Here is a 14,269-nt window from a genome sequence, read left to right on the forward strand (position 1 = left end):
CACCCCAGGGCCGCGCGCAGCGCTTTACACGGCGCGTGCGCGGGCATCAACCGGGGGCCAGGAAGGAGCCGGCGCCGGGTGGGGGAGGGCCGGAACCGACCCTGCCCGTCACCCCTCTGCATGCGACCTACCGCTTGGGACCGAAGCGGGGGCTGCTCACCATGCCGGTGAGCCGGCCGCCGCGCCAACCCGGGTTGTCCCGGTCCTGCGGCAGCATGTTCACCGCGAGCGCCAGGGGGCCCAGCCGCTGCTGGAAGGCCTGCTCGAACTTCAGCCGCACGTCGAGCCCCAGCTCGCTGTACTCCAGCCGGCGGCCCAGCTTCAGCGTGCCGGTGCCGGAGCCCTCCAGGTCCTCGCTCTTGAGGTTCAGGTCGCGCACCGTGCCCATGCCCTTGTCGAACTGGACGTCGCCCTTCAGCTCGCCCAGCACCACGCGCGGCAGCTCCATGGGCATGGCGGGCCCGCCGCCCATGGGGATGGCCGCCTTGCCGCCCTTGATGGTGAGCCCCTGGGTGTCCAGCGCCACCGTGCCGGACGCCTGGGACCAGTCCACCGGCTGACCGCGAATCAGGGTCCCCGGCGCGGTGAGCGCGAGCTTCGCGTTGAGGGTGCCTTCCATGTCCACGCCCGTGTACGCCGGCAGGTTGCCGCCGCCGGCCTGCACGCCGTCCACGTCCACGTTCAGCGACGTGCTGCTCATGCCGCCCACGTGGATGTTCACCGTGCCGCCCATGCCCTTCATCTTCACCACCAGGCCGACCGGGAAGAGGGACGGGCGCAGGGCCACGCTGTCGAAGATGAGCGGCTGGCCCAACTCGTCCGGACCCAGCCCGCCGGACTCGCCCCGCGCGAGCGCCGCCACGGACTCCGAGCCCAGCGGCGTGGGCGGCTTGCTCAGGCGCACGTTGGTGGCGGTGACGCCGGACAGGCCGGGACGCAGGCTGTCGATGCGCACCGCCAGCCCGTGGGCCGCGGCCTCCGTCACCAGCCGCGAGCGGACCGCGTCGTACGGGAAGGTGAGCAGCAGGCAGAGGATGAACGCCACCACCGCGAAGGCGGTGTAGCCCAGGACGAGCTTCCAGCGGGCGATCTTGGATTCAGTGGCCATGGGCTATTGCTTCATCCGGTAGGTGGCGACGGTCGTCCACGCCGTCAGGGTGTCCGTGGCGGGCCGGGGCTCCACGCGCAGGTACTTCACCTTCACGATGCCCGGGCCCGTCTCCACCGTGCGCAGGAAGTCCGTCAGCTTGCGCAGGTCCACGTCCGTGAAGGTCAGCTCCACGGAGCTTTCGATGATCTTCCCGTCCCCCACGCCCACGTCGCCCTTGGGCGTCATGTTGGGGACGGTGAGGCCCGCGGCGGTGGCCTTGTCCTCAATGTATGTAATCAGCCGCACGTTGCTCTGGGTGAGCTGCTGCTCCACGTTCTGCCGGTCCGCCTGCGCCTGGCCGTAGCTGGTCGCCAGCGCCTGCACCTCCTGCAGCTTCGCCAGCTTGTCCTGCGTGCGCCGGCGGTAGCCCTGCGCGCTGTTGGCGAAGCTGAAGAGGGTGACGAAGAGCACGAACACCAGCACCGCGGAGCTGGCCAGCGCCACGAGCTTGCGCTCGCGGTCGGAGAGCCGCTCGAACCAGGTCTGGAGGGGCGCGAAGAGTTCTCGAAGCTTTCCCATGTCAGGTCTCTCCCGCCGGCGTCTCGCCGGGGCACTGCACCTGCACGTCCAGGCGGAAGGTCACCTTCTGCCCGTCACGCGTCTTCTCCACCTTGCCCTCCTTCACGTCCTTGAAGCAGCGGTGGCCCTTCAAGGCGGCGGAGAGCGTGTCGATCTGCTTGGAGCTGTCCGTCTCGCCCTGAAGCATGATGCGGTCCAGGTCCACCTGGATGCGGTCGAACTTCACCGGCACCTCCGGCGGGATGCGCTGGGTGACCTCCGCCAGCAGGTTCACCGCGGACATCGCGGGCAGCGCCGCGGCGGGGCTCTCCACGCCCTTGAGCATGTTCAGCGCGCGGTCGTAGTTCGTCTCGCAGGTGCCCAGGATGCGCTGGGTCGTCTTGCAGAGCACCGCGTCCACCTCCGCCTCGCGCCGCGCCAGGACGGTATTGCGCACGACGCCGAAGGCGATGAGCAGGAGCAGCAGCGTCACCGCGAAGGACGCCAGCAGGCCCAGCCGGTCCTTCACGTAGTCGTAGCCGCCCTTGAAGGAGAACTCGCCCCGGCGCAGGTTGAAGCGCGGCGCCTTCACCCCGGCCGCGTTGCCGCGCATGGCCAGCGCGTACGCCTGCGCCGCGGACGGCGTCTCCTTGGGGCCAACCATCGCGGCCGCGTCCACCGGGAGCGCCAGCACGCGCACCGGCAGGTTCAGGTCCTTGGACAGCTGCTCGGCCAGGCCCGGCATCCGCGCGGTGCCACCGCACAGCACCACCGCGGAGACCTGCTGGCGGGCGCGCGCGGCGTAGGCCTTGAAGGACGGGCGCAGCTCGCGCAGCACCGGCTGCATGCCGCGCACGAAGGCGTTCGCGGCGCGCTCGGCGTCCGGTCCCTGCGCGGCGCTGGCCATGGCGCCGTGCGCTTCCTTCCACGCGTGGGCCTCCGGAACCGTCGTCTGGAACTCCGTGGCCAGAGCGCGCGTCAGGTCGCGCCCGCCGCCCGCGAAGGTGCGCGCGAACTCCACGCCCTTGCCCGGGTGGCCAATGGCCACCGCCGTGCGCTCGTGGCCGATGTCCACCACCGCCACCGGGCCGCCGTCAGCCACGCCCTCGAAGAGGCCGGGCAGCTGGTTGAAGAGGTTCTGGTACGCGAGCGCCGGGTGGGTGATGACGCGAGGATCCACCTGGAGGCCGCCCAGCATCGCCAGCAGCGACTGGAGCTCCTCCTTCCTCACCACGCCCACCAGCAGGTCCGCGGCCTTCTCCTTGCCGCCGGTGTCCTTCTGTCCGACCACCTGGTAGTCGTAGACGACCTCCGAGATGTCGAACGGCAGCTGGCTGCCCACTTCGAAGGGCAGCGTCGCCTCCACGCGCTTGCTGTCGGAGAAGGGCAGGCTCACCGCGTGCGTGGTGAGGGACGGGCCGGGCAGGGCGATGACGACCTGGTCCACGTGTCCCTGCGGCATCTTCCCGAGCAACTCCTCCACCGCGGCGCGCAGCGTCTCCAAGCGCTCGCCTTCCTGCGCGCGGCGCACTTCCGCGTAGGCCTGGGTGGTGTTGCTTTTCGTCCCGGAGGTGAGGACCACCCCCTTCACGGAGTGGCTGCCCAGGTCCAGGCCAAGAATGCGGGCCATGCTATTCCTCTCTGTAATACACGAGCTTGCCCAGCCCGTCGTCCAGGCGGATGACGGCGGTGAGCGTCTTCTGGACGCTGCCCGCTTCTCCCACGGACTTGATGGTGAACGTCTTGCTCTTGTCGCTCAGGTAGCGGTTCCCCTGGACGTTGCCCTTGATGAGCGGGTTGACCGCGATGCCCGCCTGCTCCACCACGCCCAGGAAGTCCGACACCGACATGCCGAAGAAGTTGAACATGCGCGCGGCGCGGATGCGGCTGATGAGCTCGTTGAGGAACACCGGGTCCGTCAGGCGCGGGTCCGGGTGGTTGGGGTCCGCGGCGGACATGATGGCCAGCCCCAGCATGATGGGGTCGTCGGTGTTGATGTTCGGCTTGGAGTTGACGTTCGGGTACACCGTGAGCCGGTCGCGGAAGGCCGCCATGAAGCGGTCGTTGACGCCATGCACGCGGTACAGCTCGTCCAGGCTGTCGAAGCGCGCGTTCTTGACGTCATAGCGCGGTTCGTAGCGGCTGTACGGAGAACCCTCGTCCGCGAAGCCGTTGACGAAGGGGGTGTTGGTGTCACGGACGTTGAGGGTGGACTGGGTGGTGTCGTCGTCCGCCCAGTCCTTCAGCGCGATGACGGTGTCCATGGGCGTGGAGCGCACGTGGTTGGCGTCGTCCTGCTGCCAGAGGAACTCGAAGCGCTTGTCGGAGAACATGTCCAGCAGGCGCGCGGCGGTGGCCTGCATCTCCGCGCCGCCGGTGGCGTTGAGGCGCGTGACGTTGAGCTTCTCCTCTTCGTCGCTGATGGTCGCGAGGAAGCAGCCCTCGAAGCCGCCGAAGGACCTGCGCTGCATCTGCGCCGCCATCTGCGTGGCCGCGCCCGCGTTCTCCCCGTCCTCGCCCTCCATCTGGAAGTTGGAGTCCGCCTGCAGGGGCTCCGTCTCAATGGGGCGGCCGCTCGCGTCCTCCGCGCCGTCGCTCTTCACCAGGCCCTTGAGCATGTGGCAGTCCACCCGCGCCAGCTTCCAGAGCTGGAGGTTGAGCGACTGCGGCTGGAACGCGTTGGCGCCGCCCGCGCCGTTGGCGCCGCCGCCCGTGAGTGCGCCCAGGATGCTCGCGGGGTTGGGGATGGGCGTCTGGTCCACCTGCTTCTGGAAGCGCAGCAAGAGCCGCCCCAGCGACAGGCCGGAGCGGGCCATGTAGTAGGCGCGCACTTCGTCCCGCTGGTTGGCGGCGAGCTGCAGGTCCACGCGGCTGTTGTAGGCGAACTCCGTGGCCACCACCGTGAGCAGGGTGATGGACACGAGCGCGATGATGAGCGCCACACCGCGCGAGCGCCGGTGCTTGCGCTCCGCGGGCGAACGCGGCGCCGCCTGGGAGAGGGCCGTCCGCGCCTTGCCGCGCCGGCGGGACGCCTGCTGGAAGTAGGGGAAGGCCATCAGTTGAACCTCTCCAGGGTTGTGTTGAGCACGATGCGCGTCTGCGTGGTGTAGCGCGCCTCCTTGCCCGACTCATCCAGGGCGATGACGGTGATGCGCACGCGCGTGGGCAGGATGTCCTTTCGCTCCGTGCGCCGCGTATCCCATTCGTCGTCCCACTCCTTCTTGTCGGAATCCCAGTAGGCGAACTCCACGCCCTTGACGCCCTCGAAGAGGACGTCCGTGGCGCCGCCCCGGTCCATGCGGTCCCCCACGTTGGGGTCCACCCGCCGCTTCAGGTCCTGCCGCTGCCGGGCGCCGCGCTCGGAGGAGTTCTCCACGAAGTACTCCACCACCGCCTGGTCGGACTCCTTCACGTCCGTGTACAGGCGCTGGTGCGCGAACGTCGTGAAGGTCAGCTTTTCGCGCTCGCCAATGAAGTTGGTGGGCCGGTCGTTCTGGTCGCGGAAGCGGCGTGCGTCGTAGCGGTCGCTCACGAACGCGGAGCCAATCTCCCGCGCCATGCGGTTGAGCGACACGCGCACCATGCGGTAGCGCTCCGCCTCGCCCTCCACGACCTCCTTGGCGTTGATGCCCGTCTGGAAGGCCATGGCGACGACGGTGCCCATGAGGGCGGTGATGCCCACCGCGACCATGACCTCCATGAGGGTGAAGCCACGCATGCGCCGCTTCATCGGATGCTCCCTCCGCGAGGCAGGCTCGGCAGGTTCGGCATGCCACCCCGGCCGCCGAAGATGCCGCCCGGCGCGCGCGGGTTGATGCCGGTGTTTCCGGTGCCGCCCTGCTGGCCGCCCATGCTGCCGTTGAGCTGCTTGAGCTGTTCCGCCCGGTTGACCAGTGGCTCGCGCGTGTTCGGGTCCAGCATCTGCCCGTTGGGGCCGGGGATGGGGTTGTCCACCAGCTGTCCCGTGCGCGGGTTCACCCACTGGTTCTCCGCGCCCGCCGTGCTGCCCGCGTTGGGCGTGAAGCCGCCGTTGCGATCTCCGCCGGGCCCCAGGGACACGACGTGCGTCACCACGTCCACGCTCTCCACCTGGGTGCCTTCCTTCCAGTACACGGTGAGGTGCACCTCGCGGACGGACTTGGTGAGCTGGTCCACCATCTGCGTGAACATGGGCTGCGCCATGCTCATGGCGGACGCGCCCAGGGGGCTGGCGCCGGTGGTTCCGCCAGGAGGCGTGCCGCCCTTGCTGTCACCGCCGCCGCCACCGAAGAGGCTGGCCAGGCCGCCCAGCGGGTCGCCGGAGTCGCCGCCGCCCATGGGCAGGTTGAAGATGGCGCCGATGAGCTGGTCCGGCGTCACGCCGTCCGTCTTGGGCGCGATGATGCGGGCGCGCCACTTGAACTGGGGCCAGCCCTCGTCGGAGAAGTCGCCGGACTGCTCGTCGTCGTCCTGTTCGAAGCCGTCGTCGTAGAGCTTCTGCTCCAGGTCCGTCATCTTCGAGCGGGACAGGAGCGCCGCCACGGTGAGCCGCTTGGTGTAGACGTGGTTCGCCACCGCCCCGGAGTTGAGGTCGAAGATGGCCATCAGCGCGACGCTGAGGATGGCCATGGCCACCATCGTCTCCAGCAGGGTGAAGCCCCCGTGCCTTCGCGTTGGGGTCGTCATGAGCGGGGCACCTCCAGGGCCTCGGATGCGATGAACACCTTGCCCGTCAGGGGTGACACGTCCAGCGTCCAGGCGTTGTCACCCTGGCGCAGGAAGACCATGGCCTTCTCCGTGTAGCCCTGCGGGAAGAAGTAGAGATAGGCCACGCCGCTCTCCACCGGCTCGCGCTGCTGCCGCGTCCACACCGACACCGCCACGCCCGCCGGAAGCTGCTTGGGGGAGATCTCCTCCGCGGTGTACGCGGAGAAGGTGGACTGGGACTCGATGCGGTTCTTCTCCTCGTCCATCAGCTCCTGCGCGGACGGCTGCGAGCCCTCCGAGCGCGTGTAGTTCTTGCGCGAGTCCCCGCCGTTGTTGCCGGCCTTCCGGGCGCGCTCGCGGTCGCGCGCTTCGTCGCGGAGCGCCGAGTCCCGGTCGCGCGAGGTGGTGACGCCGCCCGCGGCGCATTCGGCGTGGTAGCGCGTGGCCTCTTCACGCTTCGGGTCGGGGATTTCGAACACCAGCCGGCACGTCTTGCCGCTGAGCGCCGCCGAGTCGTAGAGCGAGCGGATGACGCCCGCGAGCTCCGTGGCGCTGCCCTTCGCCTTCGCGCCGGTGATGGCGCCAATGCCAAGGGTCACCGCGGCGAACATCACCGCCGCGATGGCCAGCGCGATGGAAATCTCAATCAGCGTGAGGCCGCGCGGGGCGCGACGGCGGCGGGCGGGAGCAGGGGACATGGCCGGCTTCAAGGCTGCACCTCCTGTGCCACGATGCCGCCGCTGAAGAGGTCCGCGGCGTCGCCCGTGCCGCCGGGCTTGCCGTCCGAGCCCAGCGACAGCACGGCGCCCGACTTGCCCTCCATGCGGTAGACGTACGGGTGGCCCCACGGGTCGAGTGGCGTGCTGTCCAGCACCTTGGAGGCGATGAGCGGCGCGAAGCCTTCCGCCTGCGTGGGGAAGGAGCCCATCAGCCGGTGGTAGGCCTTGAAGAAGCCCTCCAGCCGGCGGATCTGCTCGCGCGCCTGGCGCTGGGTGGGCGTGAGCGAGTTGTCCTCGGTGACCCACACCAGCGCGAACGCGAGCAGGGTGGCGAGAGCGAAGACGCCCAGCAGCAGCAGGCGGCCCACGCGCTGCGAGCGGGCGCGGGCCTGACCGCTGGAAACGGCTCGCGCCTCGCGCGCGGACGTCGGGGAGGAAGTGTGCTCGGGAGTCATCACGGGCATTCCTACGACAACACGCGGGAGGCGCGGCTTTGCTTCAGGAAAACGCCCGTTACTGCCGGGCGTTCTGGTCCTTGGAGGAGATGTCGGCGTCGGAGCCCTCGCCGCCCGGGTTGCCGTCGGCGCCGTAGCTGGTGATGACCGGCTTGCCGCCCTCGTTCATGTACACGTACTCGCGGCCCCAGGGGTCCAGCGGCATGCGCTCCAGGTTGTTGGTGTCCACCAGCGCCTTGAGGCCCGTGGCGGTGTCCGGGTAGGAGCCCTTCTTCGTGTAGTAGAGCTTCATCGCGCTCTGGATGTTGCGGATGTCCAGCTTCGCGGTGTCCTGCTTGGCCTCTTCCAGCTTCGGGATGACGGCCACGCCCACCGCCGCCGCGATGAGCCCGAGGATGGTGATGACCACCATGATCTCGATGAGGGTCATGCCGCGGTTCTTGCGGCGCTGCTGCTTCTTCGCGTTCGTCGTCGTCATGTCGTCCTCACCTTCGGGTGACTTTCTGGCAAGCCACCGCGCAATGGGTGTGTCGGGATGTCAGAGGCGTTGATTCAGGGCGTGCCCGCGCTGGAGGCGGCGGGCGGGTCGCGGTGGACGTAGAGGGTGGCCCCCACCGTCGCCAGCGTGGCGGCCAGGGCCAGGAGCCCCGTCAGCGTGGCGCGCTGGATCCACCGGTCGAGCGTGTCGTTCATCGCGAGGCTCCCTCCACCTAATGGATGGCCGTGTTCACCTGCAGAATCGGCATCAGGATGGAGAGCGCTACGAATGCAATCATCACGCCCATCACCACGATGAGCATGGGCTCCAGGAGGCTGGTGAGCGCGCCGATGCGCACGTTCACCTGCGTCTCATAGGAGTCCGCCACCGACAGCAGCATGTCCTCCAGCTGCCCTGATTTCTCACCGATGGCGACCATGTGGTACACGAGCGGCGGGAACTGGCCGGACCGCTTGAGGGGCGTGGCGATGCTTTCGCCCTCGCGGATGGACTCGCGGGCGTTCTCCACCGCGTCCGCCAGCACCGAGTTCGTCATCACCGCCTTGACGATGTCCAGCGCGGCCAGCATGGGCACGCCGCTCTTGAGCAGCGTGGACAGCGTGCGCGCGAAGCGGGAGATGGCCAGCAGGCGCACCAGGCTGCCGAAGATGGGCGCCTTGAGCGTGAAGCGGTCCCACTTGGGCTTGCCCTTGGGGCTCTTCGTCCAGCGCATGAAGAAGATGAAGCCCGCCACCATGGCCGGAATCACCAGGAACCACCACGCCTGCATGAAGTTGGACGCGGCGATGAGGATGCGCGTGTTCAGGGGCAGGGTGGCCTTCATCGTCTCGAAGATCTTCGTGACCTTCGGGACGACGAACACCATCAGCAGCACCAGGATGCCGCCGCCCACCAGCATCATGATGGCGGGGTAGAGCATGGTGCCGAGGATCTTCTGCTGCAGCTTGGCCTGGTTCTCCGTGAAGTCCGCCAGGCGCAGCAGCACGGTGTCCAGCGCGCCGGAGGCCTCACCCGCGCGCACCATGTTGATGTAGATGCTGGGGAAGATTTTCGGGTGCTGGCTGAACGCGTCGGCCAGGGACGAGCCTTCGTTCACGCGCTGCTTGATGTCGGAGAGGGCGCGCTTGAGGCGCTCCTTCTCCGCCTGGTCCACCAGCGCGTTGAGCGAGTCCACGATGGTGACGCCCGCGCCCAGCAGGGTCGCGAGCTGGCGGGTGAGGATGGCGACGTCCTCGGTGCTGACCCGGCCGCTGGCCAGCTTGCGCAGGTCCACGTCGCGCGCCACGAGCGACGCGTTGGCGCCCTTGGACACGCCCGCGCGGCTTCCCTCCGCCTGCCCGAGCACGTCGGTCAGGAAGATGCCGTCGGCGCGCAGCTTGGAGCGCAGCGTCTTGGGTGAGTCCGCCTCCAGCAAGCCCTTCTTCTGCTTGCCGTGGGAGTCGAGGCCTCTGTATTCGAAGACGGGCATGGCGGACTAGATGTCCTCCTGCGTGATGCTCAGCACTTCGGCGATGGTCGTCTCGCCCAGGGCGATCTTCCGCACGCCGTCATCCAGCAGCGTCGTCATGCCCTTGGCCAGGGCGGACTTCTTGATGGTGGACGCGTCCACGTTCTTGAGCACCAGCTGGCGCACGTCGTCGTCCACGAAGAGGAACTCGTAGATGCCGGAGCGGCCGCGGTAGCCGTTGCGGTTGCAGGAGGGGCAACCCGTCGCGCGGTAGATGCGGTCCGTGTTGAACTTCGCCTTGAAGCTGGCGAGCGTGAAGCCCAGCTCCTTCAGGTCCTCGTCCGTGGGCGTGTAGGCCTGCCGGCAGTCCGGGCACACGCGGCGCACGAGGCGCTGGGCGAGGATGCCGGTGAGCGACGACGCCACGAGGAAGGGCTGCACGCCCATGTCCACGAGTCGCGTCACGGCGCCGGCCGCGTCATTGGTGTGCACCGTGGAGAGCACCAGGTGGCCCGTGAGGGACGCCTGGATGGCGATCTCCGCCGTCTCCTTGTCGCGGATTTCACCGACCATGATGACGTCGGGGTCCTGGCGGAGGAAGGAGCGCAGGCCCTGCGCGAACGTGAGGCCAATCTTCGGGGCGATGGCCATCTGGCCAATGCCCTTGAGCTGGTACTCGACCGGGTCCTCGACGGTGAGGATGTTGAGGTCGGAGGTGTTGATCTTGGAGAGCGCGCCGTAGAGCGTGGTCGTCTTGCCGGAGCCCGTGGGGCCCGTCACCAGGACGATGCCGTGCGAGCGCTTGATGACGGCCTGCATGTTGCCCAGCACCTGCGGGCTCATGCCGATCTCCGCCAGATCCAGCAGCGTCGCCGTCTTGTCGAGCAGACGCATGACGATGCGCTCGCCGAAGGACGTGGGCGTGGTGGACAGACGGATGTCGATGTCGCGGCCCGCGAGCTTGATGCGGATGCGGCCGTCCTGCGGCAGGCGCTTCTCCGCGATGTTGAGCTGCCCCATCACCTTCACGCGCGCGATGATGGAGTTCTGGTAGCGCTTGGGCGGCTTGATGACCTCCTGGAGCACGCCGTCGATGCGGAAGCGCACCAGGAGCTCGCGCTCCATGGGCTCGATGTGGATATCGCTCGCGCGCTCCTTGGCGGCGCGGAAGAGCACGGAGTTCACCAGCCGGATGACCGGGGCCTCGTCGTCCGCGTCCAGCAGGTCCTTGGGCTCCTCCAGCTCGTGCGCCAGCGAGTCCAGGTCCTCCGTGGTCTCCATCTCGTCCACGAGCGCTTCCGCCTCGTTGACGGAGCGGTCGTACACGCTGTTGATGGTGTCCACGATGGTGGAGGCGAGCGCGATGCGCGGCTGGATGCCCTGACCCAGCAGCAGGCGCGCATGGTCCAACGCCGTCGTGTCCAGCGGATCCGCCACCGCGAGCACCACTTCGTCGCCCTCCACGGAGAGCGGGAGCAGCTGCGTCTGGCGGGCGAAGTTGATGGGGATGCGCTTGACCAGGTCCGCGTCCACCTCCTCCGCGAAGATGCGCTGGAGGTAGGGCAGGTCCAACTGGTGGCCCAGGGCGCGAGCGACGTCCTCCTCGCTGACCGCCTTCATGCCCACCAGGATTTCACCCAGCCGCCCGCCCTTCTCCTGCTGGGTGGCGAGCGCCTCTTGAATCTTCTCCGGGGTGAGGGCGGGCACGAGCGCGCGGAGGATCTCTCCGATGGGCCGGCCACAGAGGTACGCGAGCCCATGGCCCACGACCTGGGTGGCGTCGTTGCGGCCGCCGGACACGTCGGGCGTCGCGGTGGAGCCTTGAGAGGTGGTGGTGTCGGCGGTCAGGTCCATGGCTGTTACTCCCCGTCTCCCGGCTGGATGCGCAGCCGCTCGGCGTCCGCGTCCGGGCTGGGCGCGATCACCTCGGGCTGTGGCGCGGGGACTGATCTCTCCGAACCCTCCGGAGGCGCCTCGAAATTTCGCGGCGCCTGGTCGCCCTCGGGGGCGGGTGCGGCACCTTCCTGCGCAGCAGGCGCTTCCCCGCCCGGCCGCGCGGGGGACGGAGAGCCGCCGGGAGCCGGGGAGCCAGCCGGGCGGATGACCCGCTCGTTGGTCGTGCCGCTGCCGCCATTCTCCACCCGCTGCTCTTCCTTGATGACGGACTGGTTCATGCGCGACAGGGGACCGGGCTTGCGGCTGAAGTCCACCGCGACGTCATAGCCGGGGACCTGGCCGTAGAACTGCTCCACGAACTGCTGCCGCTCCTTCATCTTGCGCTCGAAGATGCGACGGAAGTCGTCCTGGCCGCGGATGATGTAGGGCGTGAGGAAGAGCAGCAGGTTCGTCTTCGTCTTGCGGCGCGTGGTGTCGCGGAACAGGTGGCCCAGCAGGGGGATGTCACCCAGCACCGGCACCTTGGAGACGGACTCCAGCGTGCGGTCCTGCATGATGCCGCCAATCACCACCGTCTCCATGTCCTTGGCGATGACCGTCGTCTTCGCGCTGCGCTTGGACGTCGTGGGGCCGAGGACGGGGTCCGTGGAGGCGATCTCTTCCGTCTGCTCCGTGATGACGAGGCGGATGAAGTCGCTCTCGTTGATCTGCGGCTTGACGGTGAGCTTGAGCTCCACGTTCTGGCGCGTGATGGGCGCGTACAGCGACCCCAGGCCGCCCAGCGAACCCAGGAGCGAGGCCTGCACGCCGTTGGCGCCGGTACCCGTGCCGCCGAGCGAGCTGCCCAGCGCGGACGGGGTGAAGCCGGACTGGAAGGGCACGTTCTGGCCCACCGTGATTTCGGCCTCCTCGTTGTCGCTGGTGAGCAGGTGCGGCGTGGACAGCACGTTCACGTCGGACGACTGCTGCATGGCGTTGAGCACCACGCCGAAGGCCGGGATGTCGATGCCCAGGTTCTTGAGCCCGGGCAGGACGGGGCCCTGGATGCCGGCGAGGAAGCCGCCCATGCCGGCCAGGTTCGCCAGGGAGAAGGACGGGGGCACGCCGCCGCCGGAGTAGTTGGTGCCCAGGATGCCGGGGATGGCGCCGTCATCCGTCTTGAGGCTGAAGCCCTGGTGGAAGTTGATGCCGAACTCGCTGTTGCGGTCCAGGTTCACTTCCATGATCACCGCCTCCACGAACACCTGGCGGCGCGGCTGATCCAGCTGCTGGATGATCTGGACGATGTTCTTGTAGTCCCCCTGGCTGGCGACGATGACCAGCGAGTTGGTGCCCTTGTCCGCGGAAATCTTCACCTCGCCGCTGAACAGCTCCGCGGCCTGGGCGGGCGCGCGCGGCAGGCCCTGCGGCACGTTGGGGATGGGGCCGCGCTGGGGGCGGTTGGCGGTGCCCTGCGCGAGCGACTGGAGCGTGCTGGCCAGCTCCTCCGAGTTGGCGTTCTCCAGCGGGTAGACGTTGATCTTGTTGCCGCTGCCGGACGGGATGTCCACCTCGCGCACCAGGTCCTGGATGCGGCCGAAGGCGGCGGGGCTGGCCACGATGATGAGCTTGTTGGTGCGCTCGTCCGGGATGATCTGCGACAGCGTGACGGCGCCGCCCGACTCCGTGCCGCTGGAGACGCCTTCCGCACCGGGAGCAGGCTGGCCCGGCTGGCCTTGCGTGAAGTTGCCGGGGCGCTGGCCCGCGCGGCCGCCCGCGCCGGCCTTGGCTTCAAAGAGCTTCTGGATGGTGTTGGCCACGTCCTGCGCGGTGGCGTACTGCACCTGGATGATGCGCATCTCGTCGCTGGAGGAGCGGCTGTCCAGCTGGTTGATCAGGCGCTCCAGGCGGTGGATGTTGGAGCCCACGTCGTTGATGATGATGGTGTCCGGCGGGTACGGGATGGTGTCGCCGTCCTTGGACACGAGCTGCTGGAGGACGCCGCGCAGCGGCTCCACCTCCACGTACTTGATCTTGAACAGCTTGGTGACCATCTGCTCGTTCGTCGTGTACGGGGTGTTCTCGTCCACGATGGTCGGGATGGGGTTCTGCTTCGCCGAGCGCTTGTCGACGATCTTCAGGAAGCGGCCGTACGGGTAGACGGCCAGGCCGTTCGCGTCGAGCGCGGCGAGGAACGCGGAGTAGAACGAGTCCGCGTCCACCTCCACGCGGCCGTTCTCCGGACCGATGATGGAGATCTTCCCGCGCACGTTCTCCGGGAGGATGAACGTGCGGCAGGTGGCGTCCGACACGGTCTGGACGAGCTTCTCGATGTCCACCTTGTCGAAGTAGATGCCGTAGCGCGCGTTGCGACGGGCCTGCTCGCACGTGGGCGTCTGGCGGGGGCCCTGGTTCTCGGCGGGCGCGGCGCTGTTACCGCCCTGCGGGGTGATGGTCCGGTCGCGTTCACCCTGGGCCGCGGGAGCGGGGGGCGGGGTACCGGGCTGTGTAGGACGGCGCTGGGCCCACGCGGGAACGGAGAGCGCGAGGCACAGGCAGAGCATCCAGGACGGGAGCGTCGTCTTCATGGAGGAGCGGGCGCTTTGACGGGGGTGTTTAACGGACGTTGTAGGATTTGCGGATCGGCGCGCCGTTGCGCTCGATCTCGATCTCGATACGGGAGGAGTCCTTCAGCTTCGAGTAGATCTCCAGCGCCTTCTCGGGGCTGTTCATGTCGAAGCCGTTGATGCGGCGGATGACGTCACCGTTCTGGACGCCGATCTTCGAATAGATGCTGTCCGGGCGGATGGAGAACAGCTTGAAGCCCACCGCCTGGCCGTCCTTGAAGGCCGGCACGATGCGCGCCTGCATCGCCACGTCGTTGAGGTTGCTCAACGTCTTGTCGATTTCGGCCTTGGGGACTTCGTACTCGTTCTCACC

At 68.5% G+C, this 14,269-nt stretch carries 14 protein-coding genes; all 14 read right to left on the minus strand.

From position 1 onward, the window contains the following. Positions 1-127: 127 nt before the first annotated feature. The gene (gene gspN / locus D7Y11_RS21595; protein ID WP_120577235.1) at positions 128-1,108 is read right to left on the minus strand and encodes a type II secretion system protein GspN; all 981 of its coding nucleotides are present in this window, start codon (positions 1,106-1,108) and stop codon (positions 128-130) included. Positions 1,109-1,111: 3 nt separating this feature from the next. Further along, entirely contained in the window at positions 1,112-1,669 is a 558-nt protein-coding gene (gene gspM / locus D7Y11_RS21600) for a type II secretion system protein GspM (protein ID WP_120563376.1), read from the minus strand. A 1-nt stretch (position 1,670) separates the two neighbouring features. Then, positions 1,671-3,278 carry a pilus assembly protein PilM gene (gene pilM / locus D7Y11_RS21605; RefSeq protein WP_126934658.1) on the minus strand — a complete coding sequence of 536 codons (1,608 nt, stop codon included), beginning with the start codon at positions 3,276-3,278 and terminating at the stop codon, positions 1,671-1,673. A 1-nt stretch (position 3,279) separates the two neighbouring features. Next, positions 3,280-4,704, minus strand: coding sequence for a type II secretion system protein GspK (locus D7Y11_RS21610; RefSeq protein WP_120577233.1), 1,425 nt, complete (start codon positions 4,702-4,704; stop codon positions 3,280-3,282). Then, complete coding sequence (locus D7Y11_RS21615) at positions 4,704-5,378, minus strand: type II secretion system protein GspJ (RefSeq protein WP_121753874.1); 675 nt, start codon at positions 5,376-5,378, stop codon at positions 4,704-4,706. The genes D7Y11_RS21610 and D7Y11_RS21615 overlap by 1 nt, the downstream gene beginning before the upstream one ends. Then, complete coding sequence (locus tag D7Y11_RS21620) at positions 5,375-6,313, minus strand: prepilin-type N-terminal cleavage/methylation domain-containing protein (protein ID WP_120577231.1); 939 nt, start codon at positions 6,311-6,313, stop codon at positions 5,375-5,377. Before D7Y11_RS21620 ends, D7Y11_RS21615 begins: the two co-directional genes overlap by 4 nt. Continuing rightward, positions 6,310-7,032: a Tfp pilus assembly protein FimT/FimU gene (locus D7Y11_RS21625; protein WP_120577230.1), complete on the minus strand. Its 723-nt coding sequence runs from the start codon at positions 7,030-7,032 to the stop codon at positions 6,310-6,312. The genes D7Y11_RS21620 and D7Y11_RS21625 overlap by 4 nt, the downstream gene beginning before the upstream one ends. Before the next feature lie 8 nt (positions 7,033-7,040). Next, positions 7,041-7,508, minus strand: coding sequence for a type II secretion system protein GspG (locus D7Y11_RS21630; RefSeq protein WP_126934659.1), 468 nt, complete (start codon positions 7,506-7,508; stop codon positions 7,041-7,043). A 58-nt stretch (positions 7,509-7,566) separates the two neighbouring features. After that, positions 7,567-7,986 carry a type II secretion system major pseudopilin GspG gene (gene gspG, locus D7Y11_RS21635; RefSeq protein WP_014398369.1) on the minus strand — a complete coding sequence of 140 codons (420 nt, stop codon included), beginning with the start codon at positions 7,984-7,986 and terminating at the stop codon, positions 7,567-7,569. 74 nt (positions 7,987-8,060) lie between these two features. Next, the gene (locus D7Y11_RS43865) at positions 8,061-8,201 is read right to left on the minus strand and encodes a hypothetical protein (protein WP_167548361.1); all 141 of its coding nucleotides are present in this window, start codon (positions 8,199-8,201) and stop codon (positions 8,061-8,063) included. Positions 8,202-8,218: 17 nt separating this feature from the next. Beyond that, entirely contained in the window at positions 8,219-9,475 is a 1,257-nt protein-coding gene (gspF, locus tag D7Y11_RS21640; protein WP_120577228.1) for a type II secretion system inner membrane protein GspF, read from the minus strand. A 6-nt stretch (positions 9,476-9,481) separates the two neighbouring features. Further along, positions 9,482-11,308 carry a type II secretion system ATPase GspE gene (gspE, locus tag D7Y11_RS21645; RefSeq protein WP_121753872.1) on the minus strand — a complete coding sequence of 609 codons (1,827 nt, stop codon included), beginning with the start codon at positions 11,306-11,308 and terminating at the stop codon, positions 9,482-9,484. Between the two features lie 5 nt (positions 11,309-11,313). Next, on the minus strand, positions 11,314-13,917 hold the full coding sequence (gene gspD / locus D7Y11_RS21650) for a type II secretion system secretin GspD (RefSeq protein ID WP_126934660.1): 2,604 nt from the start codon (positions 13,915-13,917) through the stop codon (positions 11,314-11,316). A 28-nt stretch (positions 13,918-13,945) separates the two neighbouring features. After that, the coding region (gene gspC, locus D7Y11_RS21655) for a type II secretion system protein GspC (RefSeq protein ID WP_306770451.1) at positions 13,946-14,269 on the minus strand (324 nt) is incomplete at its 5' end.

This window comes from Corallococcus sp. AB018 (genome assembly GCF_003986945.1).
GTDB lineage: Bacteria > Myxococcota > Myxococcia > Myxococcales > Myxococcaceae > Corallococcus > Corallococcus exiguus.